General features: G+C 41.0%; 15 protein-coding genes. 9 read left to right on the forward strand and 6 right to left on the reverse strand.

The genetic code is table 11. The features are described from left to right. Positions 1-80: 80 nt before the first annotated feature. Positions 81-365 (forward strand): helix-turn-helix transcriptional regulator, encoded by a 285-nt coding sequence (locus Q4492_RS01340; RefSeq protein ID WP_082792353.1) that lies wholly within the window; start codon positions 81-83, stop codon positions 363-365. Between the two features lie 125 nt (positions 366-490). Here the strand turns inward: Q4492_RS01340 and Q4492_RS01345 are convergent, their stop codons facing one another. Next, positions 491-3,235 (reverse strand): bifunctional acetate--CoA ligase family protein/GNAT family N-acetyltransferase, encoded by a 2,745-nt coding sequence (locus tag Q4492_RS01345; RefSeq protein ID WP_303415463.1) that lies wholly within the window; start codon positions 3,233-3,235, stop codon positions 491-493. 377 nt (positions 3,236-3,612) lie between these two features. On the opposite strand from Q4492_RS01345, the gene Q4492_RS01350 reads away from it, so the two are divergent. Both Q4492_RS01350 and arfB read left to right on the forward strand, forming a co-directional pair. After that, positions 3,613-3,828, forward strand: a complete 216-nt coding sequence (locus Q4492_RS01350; protein ID WP_303415464.1) for a PA3496 family putative envelope integrity protein — start codon at positions 3,613-3,615, stop codon at positions 3,826-3,828. Between the two features lie 167 nt (positions 3,829-3,995). After that, a complete protein-coding gene (arfB, locus tag Q4492_RS01355) occupies positions 3,996-4,409 on the forward strand; it encodes an alternative ribosome rescue aminoacyl-tRNA hydrolase ArfB (RefSeq protein ID WP_303415465.1) in 414 nt (137 codons plus the stop codon). A 17-nt stretch (positions 4,410-4,426) separates the two neighbouring features. Here the strand turns inward: arfB and Q4492_RS01360 are convergent, their stop codons facing one another. After that, positions 4,427-4,960 (reverse strand): YaeQ family protein, encoded by a 534-nt coding sequence (locus Q4492_RS01360; protein ID WP_303415466.1) that lies wholly within the window; start codon positions 4,958-4,960, stop codon positions 4,427-4,429. 140 nt (positions 4,961-5,100) lie between these two features. Here Q4492_RS01360 and Q4492_RS01365 point away from each other — a divergent pair, with 140 nt between their 5' ends. Continuing rightward, on the forward strand, positions 5,101-6,168 hold the full coding sequence (locus tag Q4492_RS01365) for a nucleoid-associated protein (protein WP_303415467.1): 1,068 nt from the start codon (positions 5,101-5,103) through the stop codon (positions 6,166-6,168). Between the two features lie 38 nt (positions 6,169-6,206). Here Q4492_RS01365 and Q4492_RS01370 read toward each other — a convergent pair whose 3' ends face one another. Beyond that, positions 6,207-7,136: an AEC family transporter gene (locus tag Q4492_RS01370; protein WP_303415468.1), complete on the reverse strand. Its 930-nt coding sequence runs from the start codon at positions 7,134-7,136 to the stop codon at positions 6,207-6,209. Positions 7,137-7,379: 243 nt separating this feature from the next. Here Q4492_RS01370 and Q4492_RS01375 point away from each other — a divergent pair, with 243 nt between their 5' ends. The 5 genes from Q4492_RS01375 (at position 7,380) to Q4492_RS01395 (ending at position 11,289) form a co-directional block, all read left to right on the forward strand. Beyond that, positions 7,380-7,685 (forward strand): hypothetical protein, encoded by a 306-nt coding sequence (locus tag Q4492_RS01375; protein ID WP_067863713.1) that lies wholly within the window; start codon positions 7,380-7,382, stop codon positions 7,683-7,685. A 124-nt stretch (positions 7,686-7,809) separates the two neighbouring features. Then, positions 7,810-9,012 carry an EAL and HDOD domain-containing protein gene (locus Q4492_RS01380; protein ID WP_303415469.1) on the forward strand — a complete coding sequence of 401 codons (1,203 nt, stop codon included), beginning with the start codon at positions 7,810-7,812 and terminating at the stop codon, positions 9,010-9,012. 123 nt (positions 9,013-9,135) lie between these two features. Further along, positions 9,136-9,522: a hypothetical protein gene (locus Q4492_RS01385; RefSeq protein WP_303415470.1), complete on the forward strand. Its 387-nt coding sequence runs from the start codon at positions 9,136-9,138 to the stop codon at positions 9,520-9,522. Between the two features lie 345 nt (positions 9,523-9,867). Further along, positions 9,868-10,086 carry a hypothetical protein gene (locus tag Q4492_RS01390; protein ID WP_303415471.1) on the forward strand — a complete coding sequence of 73 codons (219 nt, stop codon included), beginning with the start codon at positions 9,868-9,870 and terminating at the stop codon, positions 10,084-10,086. A gap of 99 nt (positions 10,087-10,185) precedes the next feature. After that, a complete protein-coding gene (locus Q4492_RS01395) occupies positions 10,186-11,289 on the forward strand; it encodes a phosphoribosylaminoimidazolesuccinocarboxamide synthase (RefSeq protein WP_303415472.1) in 1,104 nt (367 codons plus the stop codon). 54 nt (positions 11,290-11,343) lie between these two features. Here Q4492_RS01395 and Q4492_RS01400 read toward each other — a convergent pair whose 3' ends face one another. The 3 genes from Q4492_RS01400 to Q4492_RS01410 all read right to left on the reverse strand — a co-directional run bounded on the left by Q4492_RS01400 (position 11,344) and on the right by Q4492_RS01410 (position 14,559). Next, positions 11,344-13,584: a diguanylate cyclase gene (locus Q4492_RS01400; protein WP_303415473.1), complete on the reverse strand. Its 2,241-nt coding sequence runs from the start codon at positions 13,582-13,584 to the stop codon at positions 11,344-11,346. A gap of 521 nt (positions 13,585-14,105) precedes the next feature. Continuing rightward, on the reverse strand, positions 14,106-14,276 hold the full coding sequence (locus tag Q4492_RS01405; protein ID WP_303415474.1) for a hypothetical protein: 171 nt from the start codon (positions 14,274-14,276) through the stop codon (positions 14,106-14,108). Further along, positions 14,266-14,559: a cytochrome c5 family protein gene (locus tag Q4492_RS01410; protein ID WP_303415475.1), complete on the reverse strand. Its 294-nt coding sequence runs from the start codon at positions 14,557-14,559 to the stop codon at positions 14,266-14,268. Before Q4492_RS01410 ends, Q4492_RS01405 begins: the two co-directional genes overlap by 11 nt. Positions 14,560-15,060: the final 501 nt, after the last annotated feature.

Genomic DNA, 15,060 nt, shown 5'->3' on the forward strand with positions numbered 1-15,060 from the left:
ACATTAATAGTTAAGCGCTTCGGAGTATAATTTTGAATGATTCAACTGTGGCATCACTTGATGCAGAAACCCTTGAAATGATGAAAGATAATGCGGGCAAAGCAGCGCAATTAATGAAGGCGCTCGGCAACGAAAGTCGCTTGTTGATCCTATGCTATCTCGATGGGAAAGAGCTTTCTGTTACAGCGTTGAACAATTGTTTAGATTTAAGTCAGTCAGCACTCTCTCAACACCTTGCTGTACTTCGTAAAGATGGGTTAGTTAAAACCCGCCGAGAGTCACAAACCATCTATTACTCTTTACAAGGTGATACAGCAAAACGCATTATCCATACTCTTCATGAGATGTTTTGCCCAACAATATAAACAGCAACGGTAGGCGCTAGTCTAAATTTAGCTAGTGCCCATCATTTTACTGTTTGCTCTTCGCTAAATGTAACGTCCCACTTATTTATACCTTAAGCTCATGAGCGAGCAGAGTTTAATAACACTTAGCGAGGCAAGTTTAAACGCAGCCGCTGCCAATCCTCTAAGGGATCATTCAACATCATTTTCATATCAACAACCTCCTCCTCGGCATTATAACTATTTGTAAAACCTAGCTTTTTAGCTAAATTCTGCATACCTTTGTTATTAGGCAAGGTTGAGCCTGTAATTTGCAAAGTGCCGCGACTTTTACAATATTCAATAACCTTATTCATAAGCGCGACACCTAAGCCTTCACCCTGCAGATCATCACGTATAACAACACTAAACTCTGCTTGTACATTATCAGCGTCTGTAACTGCACGGACTACACCTAAGGTTTCCATCCCCTCCCCATCTTCCCGAGGGGCTGTAATAATGAAAGCCATCTCTCGGTCATAATCAATCTGAGTCCAGTTAGCCAGTTCTTGATGTGTTGGGATACCGCGACTGTAAAAATAGCGTAGACGTATAGATTGAGGGCTAAGCTTATTGTAAAACTCAAGGTGGTTAGGCTCATCCTCCCCACGAATTGCGCGAATAATGGCCTTACGACCTGAACGCTTGAGACTTATTTTTTCAGTTAGATGCTCAGGGTATGGAGAGATCGACAAACAGCCCGCTTTAGCTGAAAGAGAGACGGCAACGTCCATTACTAGCAAACCACTTTTATTAACCAACATTGGGTTAATCTCTAACCCTTTAAGATTAGGTAGATCAACAATCATCTCAGATAATTTAAGCAGTAAATTAGCCAGTTGCTGTAGATCCAGTTCAGGACGGTAACTATTTTCTTCAATGATCTGACAAAGCCGAGATTGACTAATCAACTCTGAGGCCAAAGCAAGATTTAAAGGGGGTAGCATGACATGGCGATCAGCTAAAACATCCACGGTATGTCCACCGACACCAAAAAATATTACCGGTCCAAACGTCGGATCTCTAGTAATTCCCACATTAATTTGTAACGATTGGAAACCCCGCTTCATCTGCTGAACACAAAAACCCATCAAATGTTCTGCTGGGTAAACCTCTCCCATTCTATAGGATAGCTGTGTCGTAGCATGCTCAACTTCCGCACTGGAAAAAAGGTCTTGTACGATCTCTTTCCAACGCTGGCGGCCAGTCTCATCATAACTGAATGGATAAACATTCTGTTTATGCAGTGCTTTAACTTGTACAGAACCCTCTATTTTTTGGGCGCATTTCACTACATCATCAATGCTGTCACAATAAAAAGTATTAGCGACAGGAATATCATATAAATCTAATAGTTCAATCGCTTCCTCATGGCGCAAATAATCCCGCTCCTCAGTCAATGCATCTTGGACAAGCTGTCTAGCACGAATATGATGAGGGCTACTTTGCTCCATATAAGGGGGTGGAGTCTGACGCATCACTTCCTGATTACGGTGGAAGTCCACCATATGCATAAAAGCATCCACCGATTCTTCAGGCGTTAAAAAAGTTGATATGCCTGCAGAATTACAATGATTACGGGCCTCAATAGCAGTCGCTCGCCCCATAAAACAGGTTAAAATATTGCGTGGTGTTTTTTTAGCGATCTGTATCACAGCATCAGCCGTTTCAACTGAAGAAGCCATACGTGTCGGCGCATGTAACATCAAAACCGCATCAACATTTTTATCTTTTGTTAATAATCGTACCGCTTCGGCAAAACGTTCCGGGCGCGCATCAGAATTAAGATCAACAGGGTTAGAACGATTCCAATGGGTAGGCAGTATCTCAGCCAGTGCATCGAGCGTCTCATCCGTTAATTCCGCAAGTTTACCTCTATGTTTAAATAACTGCTCTGTTGCTAACGCATTTGGACCTGTGCCATTACATAGAATAGCCAATCGTTCACCACGCATAGGTTTCATACGTGTCAGCGTTTCTAATGCATTAAATAACTCATCAGACCTTTTGACTCGAACAACACCCGCTCGCCGCAGTGCAGCATCATAAACAAGGTCATCATCATAGATGCCTTCAGCTAATTTGGTCGCAGATTTTGCACCGATAAATGTATCGTTTTTTAACACAAGTACTAACTTGTTACGCGAAGCAGAACGCACCGCAGAGATAAAATCCCGTGCTGATCCATCCACACGGTTTAACTGTAATAATATGGCATGGGTATATGGATCTTGTGCGAGGTAATCGATCACCGAAGGAAGATCTACATCGGCGCCATCACCTAAGGTCAAAAAGTGGGAAAAACCGATCTCTTGACCTGTTGCCCAATCGATCATAGCGGTACCTAAAATACCCGACTGGCCGATATAAGCGACTTTGCCCTTAAGTATATTTACATGGGAATAACTGGCATTCATATTATGACCAGGGACAAGCATACCCATACAATCAGGCCCCATGATCCTTATACCATAAGGTTTAGCCGCTTCCCGCACTTCATCACGCAATGATCGATGGGTTTCATCTTTCATCATCGACAACCCACCGGTTAAAATCATCGCGGCCTTAACCATACTCACGCCTAAGCCACGAATAAGGTCTGCAACAGTTTCCGGTGGTGAACAAACAATGGCTAAATCTGGCATTTCAGGCAGATCTGATAGGGTTTTAAAGCAAGGTACGCCATGCACCTCATCGTATTCATGACGGTTGACTGCGTAAATAGATCCCTTAAAACCACTTTCTAGCAGGTTTTGAATAACAATACCGCCCATGCTGTCTTCTCTGGCAGATGCACCAAAAACAGCAATAGAAGCTGGTTTAAAAAAACGTTTGAGATACTTAGTAGCCACGCACTGAAATCCTCTATCAATATCTCATTATCTTATACTTTTTTGCACTGCAGCAAAACAGTTTTTTCTATACCAAAGTATAATTAACATCTAAATTTTACGACTTTCTTACAAAAGTAAGGTCGGGTCAACTTTACGAAGTTTAGAGTAGCTAAGTGGCAAGTTGTTTACCACATAGATACCGTTTCTCTTATCTAATCTTCCAATAACTTAGTCTCCACTTTCCTCCATAACCTGTCCCATCACTAAAAGTGATTCTTATCGGGCGTTGCAGCCCTACTTTTTTCTTGACAAAAAATAGTCTCGACTCTACTTTCCTATTTTGAAATATGTACCATAATCAGGCTATATATAAACTCAATTGGTGAGGCATTGCGATGAGCCAACAACGCCCCGTTAGTAATGAGCCAGATTCAGCAATTGATCTGGAAGAGTGGATGAGCGATGACCTTGACTCAGTACAAGTCGACTCAACTATCCATAAAAAAGACAGCATTAATCCAGACAAGCGTCGACGCTTGGAGGCTATGCGTGAAGAACGAGAATTAATGAAAGATATCAAAGATGTATTTGATGATTGGTATGATGACTAGCTGACTTTATATCCAACCCGTTTTGAGCGCGGGCTGAACCACCAGCCTGCGCTATATTTAGGCTATAAACGACAAAAAAACATTTAATCATCCCTAACCTCAAATACTTTACAACCCTAACGCCATAAAGCCTGACTTTCTATCCATCTGATTGATAGAATAACCTTATGCTGACTATATCAAACCGTATATCCATCCCTCTCAACGAAATCGAATTTAAAGCGATCCGAGCCCAAGGCTGCGGTGGTCAAAACGTGAATAAAGTATCTAGCGCTATCCATCTACGTTTTGATATCAAACGCTCCTCCTTACCCGATTTTTTTAAAGACCGCTTATTAGCCTACCAAGATCAAAGGATCACTGTGGATGGCGTAATAGTTATAAAAGCACAAAGTTTTAGGGATCAGGAGCGCAATAAAGAGGACTCACTACTACGTTTACGACAGCTAATTAAAACCGCGACAACACTCGAGAAACAACGGCGGGCAACAAAGCCCACACGCAGTTCACAAAGAAAAAGAATGGATAAAAAAAACAAACGGGGACAAATTAAAAAAGGACGAGGAAAAGTCGACTTTTAACCGCCCCTCTATATAGATTAAGCTAAGCGCGTCAAATCGACCTCTAGCTGCAGATCCCCCACCGTGACATAAAGTTGCTCTTCACTAATCGTAATAGTCAGCTCCATATTTCGGCCGCATAACTCACTTAAACGATCCACCTGAGCAGCAGGGAAACTATAGATCTCGGTTTTAGGTAACCCCATAAGTGCCTCAGAATGCTTAGCCCACCATATATCTACTTCTGAGCCATAAGCATACAGTTTGACTTGATCAGCTCGGCTAACGCCTTTACGTATCCGCTCAGGCGAAGCTTGTCCAACTTCAATCCAACAACTCACAGAATTATCTGGACGTTTAATCCATAGATCAGGTTCATCATTAGCTGACAAACCTTTACTGAAAGAAAGGTCCTGATCATAGTTAAGCGCATAAGCCAGTAACCGCACCATCATACGAACAGACGTTTCTGATGGATGTAAAGCTAAGGTCAACTTCTCCGTGGTATATATATCCCGATTCATATCAATCAGGTTCAACGTTGCTTTAAAGATGGTAGGTTTTAACGCCATGGGAGGGAACCTATAGATAATTATGAACGCCCACAAACAAGGACATTTACATTGAGTGCATCTTTATACTGCATCAACGAAGAGTTTTAAATACAATCTCTCCCCCATATTATTTTTACCGAATAAGATTTGAGGTCATTATGGAATTAAAACATCTGGCGATTCGCGAACTCGTTAAGGAATCGGAAGAGTCCCCCGCACGGATCACCGACCGCGGTGGCATAATCCCTATCGCCTCTCCGATCGCAACCCAGTTGTTTGAGACCCTTAACGCAGCCTTCAGTCGCCGCTCAAGTTTAACCCATGGTTCCTTTAACACTGAGAACGAAGAGAGTTACCCATTTATATCTGCGTTTGAAGAATTTGTCAGCCAAGAGTGGGATGAAGCTGTATTCGCCACATTGGTTGATAAAAGCATGTCCCAATTAGCGGCTGCCATCAACAATCCATCTGCCCATAATGCTAACGGCGGATATGTACTTTTCTCCCTATATGCCAGCGATCGTTATGAATATTTACTGATAGCGCTTGTCCGAGACAAAGCCAGTATAGGATTTGACAATGACCTTCATCCGACAGAAGTGATGGAAGTTAATCTGGATCAACTTCACCAGGCAGCGCGTATTAATATCAGCACCTTTCGCAAAAAGCAGGATAGCTATCTAAGCTTTATTGGTAGCAAAGAAAAAGGTGAGATTACTCACTTTTTCTCCACCGCATTTGGCTGTACCGATGTCACCCCATCACGTAAATCAACAGGCGAACTTATCCGCGCGACACGAGACTTTTGTAACCAAAATAATATGAGTGACCGTAAAGAAGAGGTCGTGGAAGACGTAGTCAGCTATCTGTCGAAACAGCGTTCCGAAAAGGAATCAGCCAATCTGAATGAGATAGAAAATCTATTCGATGCCTACATTCCCCCAGAACAGGCAGAAACCGCAGCGGGCACCTTTGGACAATTTGCGAATAAAGGCCCCTATAACGTCAGCCAAGAGTTCCAACCTCATACCAGTACAATTAACCGCTTTGCCAAGCTTAAAGTTAAAGCGGATAACTGGAGTGTAGACTTTACTAAACGTAATTTTGGCGAACTTAACTCAGGTAAAGATATTGAATTCGACGAAGATAATAATCGCATTATTATTAGTCGCTTACCCAGTAAAGTCATTAACCAACTGCGTGAAGCCCTAGAACAGGACGATTAAGAACCTTTCAGGTGATGTAACTGTAAAACCACTCACAGTTACATCATCCACCCTACCCATAAAGACACGCTTACAATTGAAGCTAATGTAGAAAGCACCACTGTAAGCGATGTTTCCTTCTCCTTTACGTCATATCGTAACGCCATAACATGCGCTAAGGCCCCAGTAGGAAGCGCAGCTAAGAAAACAGCAGCCAATAACCAGTTATGATCATTAAGCCCTGCCATCCGGAAAATAGCTAAGGTAAGCAGCGGATGAATAAATAGTTTAACGACCACCAACCATACTAACTCCGCTTTACTTTGCTGTAGCGCTTTAAACTCCAAACTTGCTCCTAAACAAAACAGAGCAACCGGTACGGTTGCAGGTGCCAACAGATCCAAAGCATTGACAATAATAACCGGGAACTCAAGGGCTAATGCGGAAACTAAAACACCAAAAAACGTTGCTAAAAAGATGGGGCTACGTAAAAGAGATTTATCCAGAATCGCCAACAGTTGCTTAAACCCGCGACCATCCTGACGCTGGCTCTCAATAAGAAATTGAGTGCCGCCAATCTGGAATAGATTACCCAATAAGATAATGCTCACCATCGCCCCATAAGCTTCCTCTCCCAGCAAACCAAAAACCAGAGGAATACCCATATAAGCATAGTTAGAAAAGGTACCGTTTAATGCTCTAAAAACTAACACCTCCCGATCTTTCTCTTTAAAGAAAAAAACACATCCAAACACGGCAGTTAAAGCCGTTAATGTAGCGGCAAGAAGAAAAGCAAGCAGATACCAAGGCTGAAATAAACTATCCGGTGAGAGTTTATATACAGAGTTAAATAACAGCGCGGGGACCGCAAAATAATAAACAAACGTGTTGAGTGGGGCTAACGAATACCCTGCCATAACGGTTCGCTTACCCAGATAACCAAGGCCTATAAGAATGAAGAGGGATAGAATCGTTTCGATACCGGCCATAGACCTACACTACTCGCGTTCATTAATTGGGGAACCAATTAGATCAATTTGTTCAACCAAGGTCTATACATCATCCCCTAATATCTTCCTATTATTCTTCTAAACTAACTCTTTAATTTTATTCGTTTCGGAACTAAAATTTATTTTTGTGCAGTGCAGCAAAAATAGTGTTGACTTGGTCAAAAAACAGACTAGAATAGAATCCATATTGTGCAGCGCACAAGAACCTTAAGGAGAATTATTATGACAAACCCAGTTGATTTTCAGAAATCATTCGATGCCCTTCAATCTCTAATGAACTTGCAGGCTGCAGCGATCACAAAATCTATTGAACAGCAGAAAAAGTCTGGCGAACAGCTAACTTCTTTCTTCAAAACTGAAGCAGAGAAAGCTAAAGAGCTTAAAACTCCAGAAGAGCTAATTAAGTTCAACATGGAAGCAAACAAAGCGCTTTTCGAATTACTTAAAGGCCAAGGTGAAGCATTCACCTCTATCGCGAACGAAACACGCGAAGCTGCAATGACTGAACTACAGTCTATTGCAAAGTAATTGAATTGTTAGCAAGAAAAAAAGCCGAGCCCATGCTCGGCTTTTTTTTCCTTGTAAGAACCCACTATCATCTGTAACTTCATTAATTAAGTAATAACTTATCTAGGTCGTACGAGGGTTAGCAGTGCTTGAGGAAATTCTACTAGCGAGACAGCCAATATTAGATGTTAACTACGAAACAGTCGGTTATGAACTCTTATACCGCGATGTTAACGGCTGCCCTCCAGGTGAGCTCTTTGATGCCACCGCTGCCACATGCCAAGTACTTATTAATGCATTCACCGGCGTTTTACATAAAGGGCAAATGCGTATTCTTCCAGCCTTTATGAACGTTAATGAAGAACTTCTCTTCCACGAACTCCCCAGCTTCGCCGCTGATAACGTAGTTCTAGAAATTGTTGAAGATGTTCCAATTAACGAAGATACAATCGCGAAAGTCAGAGAGCTATCTAAAAAAGGATTCAAAATAGCCCTCGATGATTTCGTTTGGAACGATAAGTTTGCAGCCATTATGGATACAGTTGATATTGTAAAAATTGATGTGCTCGATCTTAAAGGCAAAGCGCTGTTTCATACATTAGAAAAACTAGCACCATATAAGGTTACACTCTTAGCTGAAAAGGTCGAATCTATAGTCGAGTTTCATCGCTTTCGTAAACTTGGGTTTAAGTTATTCCAAGGCTACTTTTTTGCTTATCCTGAAATTATTGAAGGGCAACGAGTAAGTGGTAGTGAATTAGTCATGATGGAGCTTCTATCTGAGCTAAACAATCCTGATGTAACACCCGAAGACCTTGAAAAGATCATATCTAAAGATCCTCGTCTCGCCCTGCGCTTATTAAAAATAGTCAATTCAGCCACTTTCTCATTACAACGGTCGATCTCAACGATCAATGAAGCAATTATTTTACTAGGCCTAACCGAATTGAAACGCTGGGCAGTCGTTGTCTCTCTTTCTGGCACTTTAGATATACCTGACGAACTCTGTCGTGAGCTGCTTATTCGCGCCAAGATGTGCGAATCTATGGCATCATATTATAATTCAGAGCCAGGTTTGTCCTTCTTAATGGGCATACTATCAGGAGCCGACGCGTTATTTTCTATTCCCATGATCGAGTTAAGTAACCATATACCTATAAGCGATGCGGTTAGTGACGCTTTACTACATCGAGAAGGTGAACTCGGCCTTATGCTAAACGATGTGATCAGTTTTTCTCATTATCAATGGGATAAACTCTCTGGCCAAGTCAACGAAAATCACTTATTAAAATCTCAAAATAACGCTATACAATGGGCTCTAGAGAGTCAAAAAGCCGCATCAATTTAAAGACATACTTCAAAACCTTCGCACATAAAACCGACCGTCCCTGACTATCATTAATCTCACTATCCCTTTTTGCTCACCTACCCTAGAATAAAGGTATCACTATATCTTAGACAGGACGTCACCATGAGTATTTTTGTCACCAGCCTTGGTGCCACTGACAATGAACTGTGCGCTCCTATATGCCATTCAATACTTAATCAAATGAGTCCGAAAGGATTCAAGTTCAGGGGTATTCCAGCGGTAGAATCCCAAATCATTCTAGAAAAGAATCAGATCAGCTTTACATTAAGCAGCTGCTACCTTAAAACCACCCCTATAATATTTGATTTTTCTGAAGCTGATCTATTTTTAGAGATTTATAGGCAAGAGAAAAAAGTCTCAAAAGAGCTACAGATACAGGTAAAGAAAAAAATAGACGAGTTAGAAAAGCTAGCAGCAGGCGACTGTATTCACGGTAAAAGCTGTGCTCATTGCGTTATAACCTCAGTCAACCGCGATCTGTTCCTATAAGCAATTCCACCCTCAACTCAGATCAAAGCTCAAAAGGTTAGGCTAGATCCAGCATGGATCTTTATCGGACAACTTAGGCTATTATATTTAATTATCTGGTTTATCTACCCACAACATATATACCATTACCGTCTTATTTTATGAAACCTAGCCCGCATAGCTATTACAAAGGGCTTAGAACTAATTAGATAAACATCCATCGAGAAAAACTATTTCACCCCACAGTAAAATTGAAAGGTAAGTTTCCAGCATAAAATTTAAAATGCCACTTGATCGAAGATCATACAATTCTGGTATAATTACCGATTGTTTTTGATTTTTTGTTTCGGAGCATAAACGAGAAATATGACTGAAGAAGAATTAATCAGTCGCCTCTCTGCATTATCTACAGAGCAATTGGACGCTATACAGAACAGTCTATTAGAGAAAATTCGAGACAAGGACGCCAAACGAGAGCGGCTCACGAAGCTACCACCGCGAACATCCAATGATTTGGAAGCACTCGCAGACATGCAAGATTTGGATTTGAGCTCACTTTTACGTGATGTTAAACGCTATTCATAACAGTTTAACTCTTAAAAGTAATGCCGATTAAACCCGGGCTTTAACTTGGTAAAGCCCCTCATTTACTGATTTCACAGATTATATACAGGACATATATCAATGAGTCTTGCTGATAAAGTATTGGCCGTTAATAACGATCTCCCTATTCGCACAGATCAACCGATTCATAGCGGTAAAGTTCGCTCGGTTTACTGGTTAACTGAAGCTGATAGCAAACGCCTTATTAAAGAAAAAGGCTATGATGTCGCGGCTGATGCGCCGTTGGCTATTATGGTTATTAGTGACCGTATCTCAGCCTTTGAATGTATCTGGCATGGCGAAGGCGGAATGAATGGCGTGCCTGGCAAAGGGGCAGCCTTAAACGCTATATCCAACCACTGGTTCAAACTCTTCCGTGAACATGGTCTTGCAGATAGCCATATATTAGATATTCCACACCCTTTTGTTTGGATCGTACAAAAAGCAAGACCTGTCATGATCGAAGCGATCTGTCGTCAATATATCACTGGATCGATGTGGCGCTCTTATGCAAAAGGCGAGCGTGAGTTTTGTGGGATTAAAATTGCTGACGGCTTAAATAAAGACCAAAAGCTACCTGAGCTTCTTATTACCCCATCAACTAAAGGCATCCTTACCGGCATTCCTGGTGTACCTGAAGTAGATGATGTAAATATCACACGCGATGATATCAGCAATAATCACGAAGCTTTCAAATTCCGTAGCCCAGATGATATCGCCCAATATGAGAAACTACTCAAAGAGGGTTTCGATGTTATCAGTAACGCACTTGCGGAGATTGATCAGGTCTTTGTCGATACTAAGTTCGAATTCGGTTATGTAACGGATGCTGCGGGTAAGGAAAAGCTGATCTACATGGATGAGGTCGGTACACCTGATTCATCACGTATATGGGATGGTCCCTCCTATCGCGAAGGCAAAGTAGTTGAAAACTCTAAAGAGGTTTTCCGTCAAGAACTGCTTAACTACTTCCCCGATCCGGATATTCTTTTAAATAAAGAGCGTATGGATGAGCGTTATGCTCTAGCTAAAGATAATGCCTTACCTGAAGCCTTATTAATGAAGGTCTCTGAAACTTATGTAGGTATCGCAGAAAAAATCATTGGCCAACCTCTGACACTTTCAGAAAACCCGAAAGCAGAAATTATCGAGATTTTACGTAACGATTACGGCTTGATCGATTAAATAAGTTTGATACAAAAACACCTAAAACGAGCAGTTATCTATACTGCTCGTTTTTTAACTAACCCGTACACAGTTTTTCCCTTCATGTTTGGCCTGATACATCGCTTTGTCTGCGCGACTAACCCAATGCTCAATACTTTCATTATGCTTATACTGCGCTACGCCAAAACTACAGGTTACCGGCATAGGTAATCCAAACTGATGCTGACAGATCTCTAATCGAAACTTTTCTGCTATTTTATGCGCTTTATCAAGATCCGTTTCAAGCATCAAAAACAAAAACTCTTCGCCGCCCCAACGGCCAAAACGATCCGTTTTGCGAGTCATCTTACTAATCAATTTAGATAACGCCAACAGTACTTTATCGCCAACATCATGGCCTAAACTATCATTTATCTGTTTGAAATTATCAATATCAAAAAAGATTACTGAAAGTGACCAATTATGGCGCTTAGCCAATTCAGTAAAGCTTTCCAATTCAGAGCGTAGTTTATGACGGCTAAATATACCGGTTAATGCGTCCTTTTCTGCTATTGTTTTTAACATCTTGTTGTAGGATATCACTTGGATGTAGCGGTATAATCCCAACAAAGCAAGTACTACACTCACACCTATTACAATCCAAATAATGGTGTAATCAACCGTATGTTTATACTCAACGACCAACCAACGGTTAATAATTGCATCCCGCTCTTCAGGGGTTATTTTCGCAATCGATTTATTTAAAATACTCTGCAGATAAGGCATATCATTTCTTATCGCAATACTAAAATCCCAGCTATCTCGCAGCTCATCACTGATCGCTATGTCCGCTATCTGAAACTCTTTAGCTATATGAGCAATATTAGCATCTGCACCTACAAAACCATCTACAGTGCCCGCTTGCAGCAAACGCAGTCCTTCAACAACATGATCTACACTTAAGATTTTAAGGTTAGGGTATCGAATGGATAGGATCTCTTGGAAAGCTGATTTATCAATGACACCTAAGGTCATTTCAGGTAAATATTTTTTATTTTCGTCAGTTTTCACGGCAATAACGGCAGGCACGCTCAAATAGGGCCGTGTAAAATCAAGATACTGACTTCTCTCTACCGTTTGCATGGCACCCGCCAAAAGGTCACAGCCTCCCGTACGAATACTTTTCAAAGATTGCTTCCAAGTAATGGAAGGGACTATTTCATACTCAAGACCTACATTACCCATTATCAACTGTAGGTAGTCAGCAAGTATGCCCTGATATTTCCCTTGCCAATAAGATTCAAAAGGATACCAGTCCGGATGAACACATACTTTCACTTTAGGGTTTTCATCAAGATAGCTCTGCTCTGCTTGGCTTAACCTATACATATTACTGAGCGGGCGGTAGATAAAATCAGAGAAATCGTAGCCTAAAAAAATACTCCCTGTAATCAGGTATACCTGCGCCATCTCATTAAACTTATTGATCGAAAGCGTGCCAAAATTACCATTATGATCAAAGGCTAACTTTCTAAGCTCTTCTCCCTCATAAATCAACGCAGATAAAGACTTATCTTGAGAGTTATAATATTTAAAAATAACTTCCGCCGTTTCTTCTATATGCTCAAATGCATAAAGCCAGCCTCGAATAGAAGCGCGATAAAAACGGTCTGTAATTTCAGGATTTTTTTCTACAAACTCCCTAGAAGTAAACAAAATATCTGAATACATATCAAAACCATAATCTTTAGGATGTATGGTGTTGTACTCCACTCCCTGTTTTTCCAAGTGAAAAGGTTCATTCGATATATAGGATGCCATAGCATCGGTTTTACCATTAATAAGATCTTCGGGGTTGTAACTATGTTCTTGCTGATTAAAGTCAGAAACGGTGATGCCCGCCTGCAAAAGCATCGCAATGATCTCTCCAACCTTTTTAGCGTCGTTGGTGATCATGACATTTTTATTTTTCAGATCGGAAGAGAGAAGAATATTGGAATCTTTACGAGTCAAAAGCATTAACGGAGACTGTTGATAAGCCGCAAACAGCGCAACCACATCCGCTCCCGCATTTTTATCAATTAACAATGAGGTACGCGCTATGCCAAACTGGCTCTCACCCTGTATAACTTCATCAACTAGATCAAGATTAAAGTCATACTCTTTCAAACGGACATTTAAATTCTCTTCGGCATAGAAACCCTTTTCTATAGCCATATAGTAACCAGCAAATTGAAACTGATGCTTCCACAATAACCGAACATCAATGGTATCTTTAGCTGAAGCCAAGCCACTTAACAATATGAAAAATACGCTGGCAAACAGTAACCGCATAGACAACCCTTAGAATAAAAAACTCTGCACTTCAGTTTAGATCAGGAATATGAAGTTTGAACGACAAATTAGACTCAAAACCATAAGTCTTTTCTATATTGGAACAAAAACCAAGATATAGCCTTATTACATACACATTTAAACGATGAACTGAGCGGGCCGAATGAACGCACTCTCTAATGCACAGACTATTTCCCTATTAACACAGGGTCACCGACTAAAATCTACTCTAAAGCGCCTAGCGTTGAATTTTTATCTCGAGGCGAGAAATTCCACGTGTGGAGCAATAATCTGATAATGGCTTATTTCCCCACGATTAACACTACAACAAAGGCCTAAGCTTCCTCTTGCTGTTTCAACAGCTCCTACGCCATTCTCTGGTTAAGTAACTTGCCTGGGAAGCAAAACTTACCTTTTAGAGTCACTCTACTTTACCCGACTCTCCATCTAGGGAATCACAACTGCTAATTCTAGCATTTTAGCAATGATAAGGCCCGCCCACCCACTATTTCCAAGCCACTCTATTCAGCCAATGAGGAGAGAAAAACATTAGCTACAGGAAAGTCGGTAATAGATTGAGGGACTCTTCGCTCAACAGAGGTATTGAACAACGACTCCACCTTACAGGTTGCAGCTATAGAAGATTCAACAATACACAACGTATGTAATTTACCCTGTTTATCATTCTGCAATTAACAACTCTACTGCCGCTTTCAAAGCCGCCTCATCACAATCAAAACAGGTTCCTTTAGGTGGCATAGTGCCTTTGCCCACAACAACCGTTTGTACCATCACATCAATGCCCTGCACTATACGCGGCTCCCATGCTGCACTATCTCCGGGTTTTGGTGCCCCGCCAACACCCGCAACATGACAGCCCTTACAGTGTTTATCATAAATAACTTGACCCTCTGCGTGTACATAGGAAATAGATGACAATAGCACTAAACTAATTAGCCCTAGTGTTTTACCCATTACGATTACCTCAATTGAAATGATGAACCTGCTCGAAAAAATGCCCGTCCTAAATCCGACCCAATTCCACAGATCCAATACTCAACTATTAGCGCCAAGAAACCATTAACCTGAATCAAAAAGTAGCCGTAAAATCTATTGATAATAAGAAACAATGATAAGCAAAAGCCTAACTCAAGCAAGCATTCATATTGCGATTGATGATTTTGGTAGAGGTTATTGCGGACTCAGTTATTTAAGTCAATTCACTGTCACTTTAGCTAAAAGGCTAGGATTGATAGTAATGGCAGAAGGGGTCGAACCGATTAAACAGTCTGAACATTGAGCACAACTAGATATCTAACTTCATTAAGGCTGACTCTACAATAAAGCCTCAACCGCAAAAGACTTAATCACACATATTGAAAACCATGCAATGTATATAAAATAAAGTGCCGCTTACCTTAGTGCCATAAAAAAAGCGGCTATAAAAGCCGCTTTTTTAAGTTTGATGGTGACTAA

This window comes from Neptuniibacter sp. 1_MG-2023 (assembly GCF_030547185.1).
Taxonomy (GTDB): domain Bacteria; phylum Pseudomonadota; class Gammaproteobacteria; order Pseudomonadales; family Balneatricaceae; genus Neptuniibacter.

Excerpts from the sequence above, each read along its gene's own strand:
- Q4492_RS01410 (WP_303415475.1), bottom strand. The coding sequence starts at position 14,559 with ATGGGTAAAACACTAGGGCTAATTAGTTTAGTGCTATTGTCATCTATT.
- Q4492_RS01350 (WP_303415464.1), top strand. The coding sequence starts at position 3,613 with ATGAGCCAACAACGCCCCGTTAGTAATGAGCCAGATTCAGCAATTGAT.
- Q4492_RS01385 (WP_303415470.1), top strand. The coding sequence starts at position 9,136 with ATGAGTATTTTTGTCACCAGCCTTGGTGCCACTGACAATGAACTGTGC.
- Q4492_RS01400 (WP_303415473.1), bottom strand. The coding sequence starts at position 13,584 with ATGCGGTTACTGTTTGCCAGCGTATTTTTCATATTGTTAAGTGGCTTG.
- Q4492_RS01360 (WP_303415466.1), bottom strand. The coding sequence starts at position 4,960 with ATGGCGTTAAAACCTACCATCTTTAAAGCAACGTTGAACCTGATTGAT.
- Q4492_RS01395 (WP_303415472.1), top strand. The coding sequence starts at position 10,186 with ATGAGTCTTGCTGATAAAGTATTGGCCGTTAATAACGATCTCCCTATT.
- arfB (WP_303415465.1), top strand. The coding sequence starts at position 3,996 with ATGCTGACTATATCAAACCGTATATCCATCCCTCTCAACGAAATCGAA.
- Q4492_RS01340 (WP_082792353.1), top strand. The coding sequence starts at position 81 with ATGAAAGATAATGCGGGCAAAGCAGCGCAATTAATGAAGGCGCTCGGC.
- Q4492_RS01370 (WP_303415468.1), bottom strand. The coding sequence starts at position 7,136 with ATGGCCGGTATCGAAACGATTCTATCCCTCTTCATTCTTATAGGCCTT.
- Q4492_RS01375 (WP_067863713.1), top strand. The coding sequence starts at position 7,380 with ATGACAAACCCAGTTGATTTTCAGAAATCATTCGATGCCCTTCAATCT.
- Q4492_RS01390 (WP_303415471.1), top strand. The coding sequence starts at position 9,868 with ATGACTGAAGAAGAATTAATCAGTCGCCTCTCTGCATTATCTACAGAG.
- Q4492_RS01365 (WP_303415467.1), top strand. The coding sequence starts at position 5,101 with ATGGAATTAAAACATCTGGCGATTCGCGAACTCGTTAAGGAATCGGAA.